Origin of the sequence: Halorarum halophilum (genome assembly GCF_013401515.1) — an archaeon.
Taxonomy (GTDB): Archaea; Halobacteriota; Halobacteria; order Halobacteriales; family Haloferacaceae; genus Halorarum; species Halorarum halophilum.
This window is the reverse complement of record NZ_CP058529.1, coordinates 477564-490685: the sequence shown is the minus strand read 5'-3', so window position 1 is coordinate 490685 and position 13122 is coordinate 477564. Positions and strand designations below refer to the sequence as shown.

Sequence of the window (13122 nt, the reverse complement as noted above, 5' to 3'; positions counted from 1 at the left end):
GTTACGGACCGCCCGCACCCGCGTCGTCCGCGAGGGAGTCGGAGCCGTCGGACGGTGCCACGAGGTCGTCGGCGGGATCACCGGACTCGCCGGAGTCCTCCGACTCGGCATCGTCCGTCGCCGTCCCGTACCCCTCGTCCTCGATGCGCTCCATGACCCGACCGGGGTTCGAGTAGTACTCGTTCACCAGCGCCGTGAACCGCCGGTAGTCGGTGATTCCCCGCTCGCGGAGGTGTTCGAGGAACGTCTCACGGTTCCGGAGTTCGCGGAGCAGTTCCGCGCGCGACCAGCCCCGTTCGTCCTGGATCTCCGCGAGCAGGTCGGACTCGTTCTTCCGGAACGAGTCGGTCTCGGGGTCCCACGAGAACGCGGAGGAGTAGTCGAGTTCGCCCGTCCGCTGGTCGATGCCGCCGATCTCGCCAATCGTCCGGGCCCGACGGACCCGCTCGTCGCTGAAGCGGGTGAGCGTCTGGATCGAGAGCATGTCGAGGCTCTGGACCATCGCTCGCGGGACGTTGATCGGCTCGTTCTCCAGTCGGTTGATGACCGTCTCGATGGAGTCCGCGTGCATCGTGGAGAACGTCGTGTGACCCGTGTTCATCGCCTGGAACAGGGTGACCGCCTCGGCCCCGCGCACCTCGCCGACGATGATGTACTCCGGCCGATGCCGGAGCGCGGAGCGCAGGAGGTCGTACATGTCGATGTCGGTCCCTTTATGGAGGCGCTCCCTCGTCACCGACGAGAGCCAGTTGTCGTGGTACAGCGACAGCTCCCGGGTGTCCTCGATGGTGAGCACCTTCGAGCGCGGCGGGATGAACATCGACACGGCGTTCATCGACGTCGTCTTGCCCGAGGCCGTGCCGCCCGCGAAGATGAGGCTCTTGTTGTGCTCGATGCAGAGCCAGAAGTACGCCATCTGCTCGACGCTGAACGTCCCGTACTCGATCAGGTCGATCGGCGTGAACGGCTCGTCGGCGTACTGGCGGATGGTGAACGCCGACCCGCGCGGGGTCACCTCCTCGCCGAGGGCGAGTTCGGCGCGGGAGCCGTCCGGCAGCGTCGTCTCGACGATGGGGTCGCCGACCGAGATGTGTCGGCCCGACTGCTGGGCGAGGCGGATGACGTAGTTGTCCAGTTCCTCCCTGGCGAACACGACGTTCGTCTGGATGTCGGTGTACTCGTCGTGGTAGACGAAGATGGGGAGGTCGTATCCGTCACACGAGACGTCCTCGATGTGGCGGTCATTCAAGAGCGGGTCGACCTTGCCGTACCCCCTGAAGTCGCGCTTGATGTAGTACAGCAGCGTGTAGAACGTCTCCATGTCCGAATCGACGCCGTACTGCTCGAGGAGCGACTCCAGTTCCTCCCGGAGCGTCTCCACGTCGGCCTGCCCGGCGTCCGACCGGTACAGCAGCGGGTCGCGGATGTCGTCCACGACGCGCCGCAGGAGCCGTTCCTGGAAGTCGTCGAGTTCCGGTTCGACTGCGTGGTACTGGTGCTCGCTCGCGTCGGGGTCGTAGCTGACGACGACGTACGCGTACGGGGCGTTGACCCAGTACCGAGCCACCTCCTCGTGACCCTGCGGAACGCTGAACGACGCGAGCGGGCCGTCCTCGCCGGGGCGGAACGGCCGGGGCTCGATGTCCACCCCGCGGAGGAGTTCCACCGTACGGGCGATCCGGCGGCGGAGCGCCCCCAGTCGCCCCTCCTCAGACCCCGCCGCTCCCACCAGATCCCCGGACATGACGTTTCGTCGGTGGTTCGACGCACCCGTACTTAAATCCGGCACCGCCGAGTATCACGTGTCGGAATCACCCCCGGTCGATCGGTTTGCTCCGCGGGGTGGTCCTCGAACGTTCGCGCATCCCGCGTCGCCCGGGGAGGGTTTCCCTGAACCCGACAGGGCGATCTGAATCCGACTCAGCCGACCTGTTCGGCACGGAGCAGCAGCGCCCCGAAGGTTAGGTAGAAGACGACGCCGACGGGGATCGAGATCCCGTCGAGGCCGCCCCCGACGCCGAGGTCGACCCCCAGGAACCCGCCGGTCAACAGCAGCGACGCGACCGCGAAGACGACGCCACAGACCGCGAGAAGCGCGCCGAGGACGCTCACCGGGTCGACCGACCACGCCTCAGCCCGCTCCTCCGCCCGGTAGTAGTAGACGGAGACCGCGATGGCGGCGAGGAGGAGTGCCGCGCCGACGAGCCACGCGGCGTAGGCGCTGGCGACCGTCTGTCCCGCCTGGAGCTGGTAGGCGGACACCGGGTCACGGACGCTGGTCCCCCGGGCGAGCGGAACGCCGAACGCGTACTGGACCTCGAGCAGCGGGAAGCGGACGAGCACGATGCTCCCGCCCGCGACCGAGCCGAGGAAGACGTTCCACGGGATGAGCGCGGAGAACCACGTCGAGAGCACCGCAAGTTCCCCCGCGTACTCCGAGCGGACCCAGACCATACGACGCCGGGAACCCCGGGCGACATAAAACCGTGCGAACCCTCCTCGCGGGCCGATGGTCGCGCTCCGCGGTCCTCCTCGCGTCGACTCCGTGCCGGGATACCCGGCCCAGGCACGGGGCCGGTGGCGTTACGTTGATACCCGCGTACCACAAATTCACGCGTAGGGAATGAGGCGCGACTACTTCGAACTGAACGTGGAGCACGTCGAGTGGGTGGACACGGACGGGGAGCCGCGGAAACCCCTCGTGTATATCGACTTCCACGGGCCGGATGATCTGCTCCGAGAGCGCCTCACCGGGACCGAGGGCGACCTGCTGGTCGCCGAAGAGACGGACGTCGCCTTCCGCCTCCAGGGGTCCCACGAACGCGATCCGGACGCGACGGGCGTCGTTGGCGTGACGAACCGGATCACTGGCGACTTCGTCCTCGAACTCAACGAGGACGCCGACGACGTCCTCCGGTTCATCCGCGCGGCCCGCGAGTACGGCCGACGCGACGGTGACGACGGGAGCTTCCGGGTCGAGATCACCGTCGACGGGAAGCCGCTCGTCACCTACGAGAAGGAGACGTTCCTCGTGTACGACCCCGACGGGAACCTGCTCCGCCGCGAGAGCCTCATCCCGTCCGGCGTCGAACTGTGAGCGGACGGCCGCGCCGTTCTTCGACCCGGTGGGACGGTCGCCGTCACCTCTCGACTCGATCGGACGGGATCGTCCGCTCACCGACGAACCGCAAACGACATGGGCCGAACCGACCGTACACGGCCCCGTGAAGAACGTCACCGACCGCATCTCGAACCCGTTCGGGATGGAACCGGACTGCTCGCGGTACGTCCCGGGCTACGGCGACGCCAACGCGGACTTCCACGTCGTCGGCGACCACCCCGGCGTCCACGGCGGCGCCGAGACCGGCATCCCGTTCACCGGCACTCCCGCCGCCGAACGGCTCCAGGACGCCCTCGCCGAGGCTGGGTTGCTCCGGACGACAGGTGACGCGCCCGAAGTCGACTCCACGTTCCTCTCGTATCTCCACATGTGCGTCCCGGACGGCGAGCCCACGGAGGCGTCGTACGACGACATGGAGCGGTTCTTCGACGCGGAGCTCCGCGCCATCTCCGCACACGTCCTGCTCCCGGTCGGAGAGCGCGCGACCGAACACGTCCTCGAGACGTACACCGCGCAAGCGTGGAAGACGGAGATCGATATGGAGGCGCTCCACGGTCGCGAACTCCGCGGGTCCGGCTGGCTCGTCCTCCCCGTGCGCGACCCTCGAGAGTGGGACGAGACGGACGGCCCGGACCTCGTCGCGGCGATCGACATGCTCCGCGCGACCGACTACCGCCGTGAGTCCGACCTCGGTCGGTTCATCGCCGGGGCCGACCCGTACCTGGTTCGGTGAGGGGCGCCGTTCCGGAAGCCCCCCTCCATCGGTTCGGGGGGCGACAAGTTTTGACGCCTCACCGCGGTTTTTTGTCGCCCCGAGACGACCCCCCCGTCGGCGGTCACCCGGACGCGTCTGACTGTCAGACCGCACGCGTATCGGTGCGATCGACCGTCCCTGATCGGTGTTCGCCGACCGTGACCCGACGGCCGGCGATCACCTGTTCCGACATGAGGCCCGACTAGCGGCGCGATCATCCGACATTTATCTACCGGCCGTCACGTCTGATTTCGAGAATGTATGGCGGTCCAGGCAGGAAACACCGTCGGGTGGCAGGGATGGGAACCCTCTTGCCCCGCGCTGGCCCATCCCGTGGCATGGAACGCATCCGGCTGCACAACACAGCCTTCGAGGGGTTGAACAACGTCTATCTCCTCGTGGGCGACGAGACGGTCCTCATCGACGCCGGCGTCTCCCACCCCGAGGTCCGAACCGAACTGACGGAGGGACTCGCCGAACACGGCCTCGAACTCGCGGACATCGATCGGCTGTTCCTCACCCACTGGCACTCGGACCACGCCGGACTCGCCGGGGAGATCCAGGACGCCTCGGGCGCGAGCGTTCACGTCCACAAGGCCGACGCCCCGCTCGTCTCGAACGTCCGGGACTCGTTCCTCGCCGACTCCCGTCAGCAGCGGGCCACGTTCGACGAGTGGGGCATCCCCGACGACTCGCAGGAGGAGCTGGTGGGAGTGCTCCGGCGGAACATCGAACTCGCCGGTTCGCCGGCGGACGTGACGCCGTTCGTGGACGGGGACACCTTCGAGGTGAACGGACGGACGCTCGAGGCGGTCCACCTGCCCGGCCACGCCGCCGGCCTGACCGCGTTCGCCGACGCCGACGCGGACGAGGCGTTCGTCGGCGACGCGATCCTCCCGAAGTACACGCCGAACGTCGGCGGCGCGGACGTCAGGGTAGAGGCCCCACTCGCGAAGTACGTCGCCAGCCTCGTCGAAATCGTCGACCGGGACTGGGACCGTGCCTGGCCAGGTCACCGCGACCGCATCGACGACCCGGCCGGTCGTGCGGCGACCATCCTCCGGCACCACCGGGAGCGCACCGAAAACGTAGTGGACGCGCTCGACCGGAACGGCCCGAGCACGCCCTGGGAGGTGAGCGCCAACCTGTTCGGCGACCTCGAATCCATCCACATCCTCCACGGGCCGGGGGAGGCGTTCGCGCACCTCGACCACCTCGCGGCCGACGGCGTCGCCGAACGCGACGGCCGGGAGTACGTCCTCGTCGAGTCGGACCCCGACGTCGACGCGCTGTTCCCCGACGTCGGCATCGACCGCGTCGTCGAGTTCGAGGAGTGAGGGTCTAGTTGGACTGAACTCACCGACGGCCTCCGCTAGAGCACCCGTGGATTAGTGGGACAACCAAGGAACACAACACTAAAACGCGCCCTCGGCGAATCGCTCGCCATGGAACTCCGCGTTCTCGAGAAGACGGACGAGGAACTTCGCATCGAGGTCGCCGGCGAGGACCACACGTTCATGAACGTCCTCAAGGGCGCGCTGCTCGAGACCGACGGCGTCGCCGCGGCGACCTACGACATGAACCCGGAGCAGTCCGGCGGCCAGACCGAGCCCATTCTCTCGATCAAGACGGAGGACAGCGTCGACCCGCTCGACGCGCTCGAGACGGCCTCCGACTCGGTGAGCGACCGGATGGGGACGCTGTACCGGAACATCGAGGACGCGTTCGCCTCGGCCGCGTAACTCGCCAGTTCACTTCTCCGGCGTTTTCTCCCCGGCGCGCACCGACACATCCAGCCAGTTCTCAATCGGGACCAGCGGACACTCGTACGCCTCCGAGTACGCGCAATAGGGGCTGTACGCCTCGTTGAAGTCCAGGACCCAGGCGCCGCCCTCCGTCCGGTCGTCGGGATCCTCGAGGTCGAGATACCGCCCGGCCGGGTACGTCCCGTCGCCGCTCGTCCCATCGCGGAAGGGGACCCACAGCCGACTGTCGTCGCCGGGCGACCGGTACGCATTGAGGGTCACGTCCTCGCCCGCCAGCCTGAACCGAAACTCGCCGACGTTCCGGTACCGACGCTCGCCTTCGCCCGTCGTCTCCACGGCGATCTCCTCCGGTTCGTCGTGCTCGCGGAGTTCGGCCTCGACGCGATAGTCCGGATCCGGATCGAAGTACCGGAGGCCCTCGAAGTCGGACCGCTCGGCCGTCGGGATCGGCGACTGGGGGTGGTCGGCGAAGAACTCATCCTTGTGTCGGCGTCGCTCGCGAACCCGTTCGACGTAGAATCGACCGACGTCGTCGCTCATGCTCGGCTCTACGCGACGCTGGGGCTTCAACCTTCAGCGGCCGTGTTCGAGCGACGACCGGCCGTCGAGCGCGTCGCGTTCGACGTCGGGATCCGTCGGTCGCTCCCTGCCCGTGTCCGCTCGCGTCCCCGAATCGTCCGCTCGTCGTGTCCACTCGATCGCGTCCTCGACGTCGTCAAAGACACTGATCTCGAGGTCGGCGCCGTGGACTCGCCCGAAGACGACGACCGACGCGTCTCCCCCCGAGGCGATCGCGACACGCTCGATGCTGCTCTGCTCCGCGACCGCGACGAACGATGGGATGTCGTCGAAACTGTCGCCGGAGATCTCGTCCCCGTCGTACAGTTCGAAGACGACGCCGACGAGGTCACTCGAGGACGTGACGGTGCGAAAATCCTCGAGCAGCGCGGCCGTTTCGGCGTCCGTCGGTTCGACGACCTCGGTCAGGTCCCAGACGGCGAGGCGGCCGTCGACCCGGTGCTCGAACGTCACTACGTACCCCCAGGTACGCGACCCGAGCAAAAGCGTATCGGTCAGGGTATATCCGTGTGAGAACCGGCGAGTCGCTCGGGACCCGGCGGACGTGGTGCTTCGGATTACAGTCGGATCGGGAGGCCGTGCTCGTCGAGGTACGCCTTCACCTCGTCGATGCCGTACTCGTCGAAGTGAAAGATCGAGGCGGCGAGCGCCGCGTCGGCGCCCGCGTCGGTGAACACCTCGTACATGTCCTCGGGGCCGCCACAGCCCGACGAGGCGATCACCGGCGTCGAGACGGCGTCACAGACGGCCGCCGTGAGGGGGATGTCGTACCCCTCCTCGGTGCCATCGGCGTCGATGGAGTTGACGAACAGTTCGCCGGCGCCGCGTTCCTCGGCCTCGACGGCCCACTCGACCACGTCCAGGCCGGTCCCCTCGCGACCGCCCTTGACCGTGCACTCGAACCAGCAGGACTCGCCGTCCACCTCGACGTAGTGCTCGCCGCGCTCGTCGAAGCGGCGCTTCGAGTCAACGGAGATGACGATGCACTGGCTCCCGAACGACTCGGCCCCCTTCGTGACGAGTTCGGGGTTCGCGATGGCGCCCGAGTTGATGGACACCTTGTCCGCGCCGGCCCGGAGCGTCTCCTTGATGTCCTCGCGTGTGCGGATGCCGCCGCCGACGGTGAGCGGGATGAAGCACTCGTCCGCGACCGCCGAGACGGTATCGAGCATCGTCTCCCGGCCCTCCGCGGAGGCGGTGATGTCGAGGAAGACGAACTCGTCGGCGCCGGCGGCGTTGTACTTCTTCGCCATCTCGACGGGGTCGCCGGTGTACCGGAGGTCCTCGAAGTTGACCCCGGTGTAGACGGCGGCGTCCCCGTTCTCGTCGAGGTCCACGTCGATGCAGGGGATGATGCGCTTGGTCAGTGGCATGAGGTGTTCTGGGTGTCGTTCGGGACGGATTCCCGGGATTCGGTCACACCTGAAATCAGACCGTTTCGGGGTATTAGCCTGTTGGTCGTGGCCTGTTTCGGCGGTTCGGTGAGACGGTTCGACGGTCGGAAGCGGCGGGCGTCCCGGTTCGACCGAGTCCGAACCGTCAGCAGTCGCCAATCCGGAAAGAAGTGAGTCGGTCGACGGTCAGCAGCCCGGATTACCGATCGTTACCGCGACCGGTCCCGCCGCCGCGGCCGTTTCCGTTACCTCCTCCCCCGTCGCCACGGCCGTTCCCGCGACCGTTTCCTCGTCCGCGTTCCTTTTCGTCGTCGTCCTCATCGTCTTCGTCGCCTTCCTCCTCCTCCTCCTCCTCCTCGTCCTCGTCTTCCTCGTCGTCATCATCGTCATCATCGTCATCGTCCTTCTCGTCCTCCTCTTCGTCCGCGTTGTCTTCCTCATCTTTCTCCTCCTCCTCGCCGTCCTCATCGTCGTCCTTCTCGCCCCCCTCTTCTTCGTCCTCGTTGGTGTCCTCCCCATCGTCCTCGTCCTCGTCGTCGTCTTTCCCGTCGTTGTCGTCCTCGTCCTCCCCTTCGTCCTCTATCTCCCCCTTCTCGTCACTCTCGACTCCTTCCTCCTCGTCTTCGTCGGTATCCTCCCCTTCGTCCTCGTGCCCATCCTTCTCGTCGTCCTCCTTCTCGTCTCGGTCCGAATCCCTGTCTTTCCGGTCCTCGTCTTCCTTCTCGTCGTCCTCGTCCTTTTCGTGGTCATCTTCGTCCTTCCGGTCCTCGTCCCCCTCGTCCGGATCGGCGATCTTGCCGGCGGAATCGCCCTCGTCGCACGCCTCCGCTCGGATCGTGACTCGCTCGTCGAGCGCCAGGGAGGTACGCTCCGGCTCCTCCCGCCCGTCGGGGAACGATAGCACTTGCCAGTCGGTGATCGGGTCCTCCGCGTAGTGTTCCCCCCAGAGCGCGGACTGTTCGTTGAACGCCGGGTCGAGCCCGATGCTGAAGTCGTCCTCGAGGGGACCGAGCGCGCCGCCGTCGGTCCCCGCGCTCCCCCACGTCCAGTCGACGACGTGCTCGCTCCCGTCGACCGACCACTGGTCGAAATTGACCTCGTCGTCTGTATCGGGATCGATGTACAGGTCGTCCTTGACGACCCACGCCGCGTCGGACGGCACGTCCTCGAGCGTCCAACTGACCGAGCCGCCGTCCGTACCTTCCGGTCTGTCGTGGACGACGACGAGGCTCAGGCCGTCGGGACCCTCGTAGAGGAACGTGATCGTCGTGTTCTCCCGCTGGAGGTCCGAGGTCCCGTTGGACTGGTAGTACGGTCCGCTCCCCGGGTCGGTCGCGCCGTTGTCCCCGACGAACCGGTCGGGAATCCGGAGGTCGTACAGCTCCTCGACCGTCCGGTCGCCCGACAGGGGAACGACGGGCACGCACTCGTCGTCCTGGACGACGGCGTACTCCTCGTCCCCGTCGGAATCGGTCTCGCCCTCGACCTCCGTCGCGAGGGAGCCCAGCGCGATGGATCCGCCGAGCGTCCGGAGGACGAACCGCCTGTCGACGCCCGCCGCGTTCTCGGGCTCTCGTGTCTCTCGCATGTGTCCCACTGGACAGCGCAGCGATTCCTTGTTATTCCGTACCTGTCCGTGACAGGGCTCGCCCTACTTCGCGAGGATCCGTACCCACGACGCCTGCGCGACCATCGACGCCGGCGGCGTTTCACGAGTGATTAAGTACGGCCGCGTGCCACTCACGGCTATGGCCGACCACCACGATCACGAACACTACCGCGAGTTCGCGGACGAACGCATCACGTCGCCCATGCAGGGGTACACCACCGGGCAGGTCACGACCGGCGCGCTCGTCGCGCTCGTCGGCATCGTCATCGCGTTCGGGCTCCCGCTGCTGTTCTCCCTGTAAGTCTACCCCGTCTCCCCGACGCGGACCGTGACCGTGTCGTCCTCGTCGCTCGCGGACGCGTCGGTGACGAACGACTCGTCCCCGAGGTACACCGCCACGGTCCGGTCATCCAGGCGTTCCGTCGCGACTGGCCCGTCGCCCTCGCGCGCGTCGCGCCACTCGCCGAAGACCTCCTCGAACTCCGTCGCGTTCGCCGGGTCGTCGAACCGGAGCACCCAGGCGTAGCCGGTGCCCTCGTCGTCCTCGGCCTCGCTCCGGAACGCGACTCGCTTGTCGGCTGCCCAGCCGTCCGCGCCGGCTGCGGCCCTGGACTCGTTCAGTTCGCTCCCGAGGACGACGCGGAGGAACAGTTCGCCGAAGCCGTCGCGCGACGTCGGGACGAGTTCCCAGCCGTCATCGTCGATTCCGGAGACGTTCAGGTCCGCGACTGGTTCGGAGCCGGCCGGGAGCCCGTGGATCAACTCCTCGGTCGTCCGCGGCGGTTCGCCGTAGATCTCCCTGCTCTCGGCGGGCGAGTCGACCCGGTCGTCGGCGTAGCGGCCGCCGAAGTAGTACGGCGCGAGCCCGAGCTTCGCCGCCCCGCTGGCGTTCCGGTAGCGGTCGCCCATCGTCCGGATCGGCGTGGCGTTCCCCGTGCCGTAGCGCGCTGCGTAGGACGCCTCCGTGTACGTCGCGACGCCCTCTGTGATGCTCCGGCTCACCAGCGAATCGTCCGTCGTCCGGCGGCCCTCGGCCACGCCGGACGCGACCCGGTTGAACGCGTTCGTTCGGAATTGGACGACGTGGACGGACTCGTGGGCAAGCGTCCGCTCGGTGAAGCCGGTCCGGTTGAGGATCCGGCGGTTCACCGTCACCGTGTTGGGCGAGGCGACGTACGCTGCGGCCGTGAGCGTTCGATCCCGCCCATCAGGGACACGGATGCCGAGCAAGCGGTAGAACTCGGGGTAACGCGACGTTCCGATACCCATCCTGGAGTCCGGCTCGATGTCGACCCGCCGCGGCGGGTCGACCTCGGTCCGGTTCAGCATGACCACGACCCGGGCGTAGACGAGCGAGTAGTTCACCGGGAGGTCGCCCCCCTCGACCTCGATCTCGTACGATGCGGCGAGCGATCGGGGCGAGCGGTCGGCCGGCGTCCCGGTGGGCGAAGCAGTCCCCGAGGTTGTCGTTCCGGCGGTCGAGGTCGCGTACTCGGAACTCTGAGATACGGAGTCCGGGTTCGCAGGGTTCCCAGGGGAGACTAACTGTCCGCCGGCCGCACAGCCGGCGAGAACGAGGAGGAGCACGACGAGGACGACTGCCGGCGGACGCATACCGGCGTATCGGGCCGAACTGGCGTAAGCCTACGGGGGCGAGCCGGGGCGATCAGTCACGCCAGTTCGCGCTCGATGACGCTCCGGAGCTCCCGGATCCGCTCGGCCGAGTACCGGAGCGTCTCGTCGCCGACCGTCAGCGAGAGTGCTCCCTCGTCCGTCGCCGTTCCGATGTGCTCGACCGGGGCGACGCCGTCGAAGGCGTCCCGGACCGCGTCGGGGTCGGCCGTCTCGACGACCGCCCGCCCGGGCGTCTCCTCGAACAGGGCGAGGTCGTCGGCGAGCGTCGCCTCGACGCCGGCGTCCGTGCCCACCATCTCGGCGAGCGTCACCGCGAGCCCGCCGTGGCTCACGTCGTGGACCGCGAGCGTCGATTCGAGTCCCGCGACGTCCGCGAGCGCGTTCAGGACGGAGGCGGCGTCGTCGGGGAGGTCCGGGAAGCGGTCCGACCCGCCCGCGTGGGCGAGGTACTCCGAGCCCCCGAGCGCGCCGCCCGTCGCTCCGACGAGGAGGAGGTCCCCGTCCCCGGAGACGGTGGCGGGTGGGGCAGTGTACCCCTCGGTCGTGCCCACCATCGCGAGCGTCGGCGTCGGCGGAATGGGTCCGGCCGCGGAGTCGTTGTACAGCGAGACGTTGCCGCCGACCACGGGGACCGAGAGGTGGGCGCACATGTCCGCCAGGCCGTCCACCGCTGCAGAGAATCCGCCGTACACGTCCGGCTTCTCGGGGTTCCCGCCGTTCAGGCAGTCGACCGCGGCCAGCGGCGTAGCGCCCTTCGCGGCGAGGTTCGTCGCGTTCTCCAGCGCGACGGCGCGGGCGCCCTCGTAGGGCGCGATCTCGGTCCAGCGCGGCTCCGCCCCCGCCGAGAGCGCGACGCCGAGGCCCGCCTCCCGAATCGCGATGACCGCCGCGTCGTCACCGGGGAGGACGCCGGTCCGCGTCCCGACCTGGTGGTCGTACTGGCGGTACACCCAGCGCTTGCTCGCCGTGTTCGGGTTCCCGACCACGGCCTTGACTGCCTCGCCGAGGTCGGCGTCGGGGAGGTCGCGTTCGGGCTGGCTCGGCGCCTCCGCGTTGAGGTCGTTCATCGGAGCGCCGTCCGCGAGGTACTCCGCCGGCACGTCGACGACCGTCTCCCGGTCGCCGTCGCCCGCGAAGGTGCAGACGTAGTTCCCGTCGGTGACGTCGCCGATGACCGAGCAGCCGAGGTCGAAGCGCTCCGCGATGGCCGCGACGCGCTCCACGTCCTCCGGACGAACCTCGTAGCACATCCGCTCCTGTGACTCGGCGAGGAGGATCTCCAGCGCGTTCATGTTCGGCTCGCGCTGGTGGACCGCGTCGAGGTCGATGTCGGCCCCGAGACCGCCCTTCGCGACGAGTTCCGAGGACGCCCCGCCAAGGCCCGCGGCGCCGAGGTCGCGCGCGGAGACGAGGAGTCGCTCGTCCACCAGTTGCTCGTTTGCCTCGATGAGGCGCTTCTCGGCGTACGGATCGCCGACCTGGACCGCCGGCCGGTCCTTGGTCTCGGCGTTCGCGGCCAGGTCCTCGGAGGCGAACGAGGCCCCGCCGAGGCCGTCGCGGCCGGTGCCGTTTCCGACGAGCACGAGCTTGTTCCCCGGCTCCTGGGCGACCGCCGTGACCAGCCGGTCCGCCGACGTGAGTCCGAGGCAGGCGACGTTGACGAGCGGGTTCCCCTCGTACCCCTCGTGGAACGCCACCGAGCCGCCGACCGTCGGGACGCCGATGCAGTTGCCGTAGTGGCTGATACCCTCGACGACACCTTCGAACAGGTACCGGGAGTGTTCCCGGTCGAACTCCCCGAAGTAGAGCGAGTCGGTCAGCGCGACGGGGTACGCGCCCATGCTCATCGTGTCGCGGACGATACCGCCGACGCCCGTCGCGGCGCCGTCGAACGGGTCGACGTATGAGGGGTGGTTGTGGCTCTCGATGCCGAGCGTGACGTACGTCTCGTCGTCGAGCGCGACGACCGCCGCGTCGTCGCCGGGGCCGATGACGACCTGGTCACCTTCGCTCTCGAACGCCCCGAGCAGGGGACGGGAGGATCGGTACGCGCAGTGCTCGCTCCACAGGTTCTCGAACAGCGCCGCCTCGGCAGGCGTCGGGTCGCGGCCTAGCTCCGCGGTCACGAGTTCGCGGTCCGCGTCGGGGAGACTCATCCATACTCACGTTCAGAACCGGCGGGCAAATGGCTTTCCATGTGCACGCACGTGCTCATCTCCGGCGGCGCCTCGGACTGCGCACCTTTTTCTACCGTCCCCGACAAG

Annotated in this window: 13 protein-coding genes; 5 read left to right on the top strand and 8 right to left on the bottom strand. The window is 68.3% G+C overall.

Annotated features, from left to right (window positions below; all coding sequences use genetic code 11):
• Position 1: 1 nt before the first annotated feature.
• Together HUG10_RS02510 and HUG10_RS02505 are read right to left on the bottom strand one after the other, a co-directional pair.
• Complete coding sequence (locus HUG10_RS02510) at positions 2-1744, bottom strand: type II/IV secretion system ATPase subunit (protein ID WP_179168055.1); 1743 nt, start codon at positions 1742-1744, stop codon at positions 2-4.
• Positions 1745-1920: 176 nt separating this feature from the next.
• Entirely contained in the window at positions 1921-2454 is a 534-nt protein-coding gene (locus HUG10_RS02505; RefSeq protein ID WP_179168054.1) for a DUF7549 family protein, read from the bottom strand.
• A gap of 169 nt (positions 2455-2623) precedes the next feature.
• On the opposite strand from HUG10_RS02505, the gene HUG10_RS02500 reads away from it, so the two are divergent.
• The 4 genes from HUG10_RS02500 (at position 2624) to HUG10_RS02485 (ending at position 5617) form a co-directional block, all read left to right on the top strand.
• A complete protein-coding gene (locus tag HUG10_RS02500) occupies positions 2624-3097 on the top strand; it encodes a DUF5793 family protein (RefSeq protein WP_179168053.1) in 474 nt (157 codons plus the stop codon).
• Between the two features lie 127 nt (positions 3098-3224).
• Positions 3225-3854 carry a uracil-DNA glycosylase family protein gene (locus tag HUG10_RS02495; protein ID WP_179168052.1) on the top strand — a complete coding sequence of 210 codons (630 nt, stop codon included), beginning with the start codon at positions 3225-3227 and terminating at the stop codon, positions 3852-3854.
• Positions 3855-4213: 359 nt separating this feature from the next.
• Positions 4214-5212, top strand: coding sequence for an MBL fold metallo-hydrolase (locus HUG10_RS02490; protein WP_179168051.1), 999 nt, complete (start codon positions 4214-4216; stop codon positions 5210-5212).
• A 108-nt stretch (positions 5213-5320) separates the two neighbouring features.
• Positions 5321-5617, top strand: a complete 297-nt coding sequence (locus tag HUG10_RS02485; protein ID WP_179168050.1) for a DNA-directed RNA polymerase subunit L — start codon at positions 5321-5323, stop codon at positions 5615-5617.
• 9 nt (positions 5618-5626) lie between these two features.
• Here HUG10_RS02485 and HUG10_RS02480 read toward each other — a convergent pair whose 3' ends face one another.
• From HUG10_RS02480 to HUG10_RS02465, 4 genes are all read right to left on the bottom strand, one after another.
• Entirely contained in the window at positions 5627-6181 is a 555-nt protein-coding gene (locus HUG10_RS02480; RefSeq protein ID WP_179168049.1) for a DUF1684 domain-containing protein, read from the bottom strand.
• 33 nt (positions 6182-6214) lie between these two features.
• Complete coding sequence (locus tag HUG10_RS02475; RefSeq protein WP_179168048.1) at positions 6215-6673, bottom strand: hypothetical protein; 459 nt, start codon at positions 6671-6673, stop codon at positions 6215-6217.
• Between the two features lie 104 nt (positions 6674-6777).
• The gene (gene hisF / locus HUG10_RS02470) at positions 6778-7593 is read right to left on the bottom strand and encodes an imidazole glycerol phosphate synthase subunit HisF (RefSeq protein WP_179168047.1); all 816 of its coding nucleotides are present in this window, start codon (positions 7591-7593) and stop codon (positions 6778-6780) included.
• 220 nt (positions 7594-7813) lie between these two features.
• On the bottom strand, positions 7814-9202 hold the full coding sequence (locus HUG10_RS02465) for a hypothetical protein (protein WP_179168046.1): 1389 nt from the start codon (positions 9200-9202) through the stop codon (positions 7814-7816).
• A gap of 160 nt (positions 9203-9362) precedes the next feature.
• Between HUG10_RS02465 and HUG10_RS02460 the strand changes: the two genes are divergently transcribed.
• The gene (locus tag HUG10_RS02460; protein ID WP_179168045.1) at positions 9363-9524 is read left to right on the top strand and encodes a DUF7550 family protein; all 162 of its coding nucleotides are present in this window, start codon (positions 9363-9365) and stop codon (positions 9522-9524) included.
• Between the two features lie 2 nt (positions 9525-9526).
• Here the strand turns inward: HUG10_RS02460 and HUG10_RS02455 are convergent, their stop codons facing one another.
• Together HUG10_RS02455 and purL are read right to left on the bottom strand one after the other, a co-directional pair.
• Complete coding sequence (locus HUG10_RS02455; RefSeq protein ID WP_179168044.1) at positions 9527-10837, bottom strand: hypothetical protein; 1311 nt, start codon at positions 10835-10837, stop codon at positions 9527-9529.
• A gap of 56 nt (positions 10838-10893) precedes the next feature.
• Positions 10894-13014 (bottom strand): phosphoribosylformylglycinamidine synthase subunit PurL, encoded by a 2121-nt coding sequence (gene purL, locus HUG10_RS02450; RefSeq protein ID WP_179168043.1) that lies wholly within the window; start codon positions 13012-13014, stop codon positions 10894-10896.
• Positions 13015-13122: the final 108 nt, after the last annotated feature.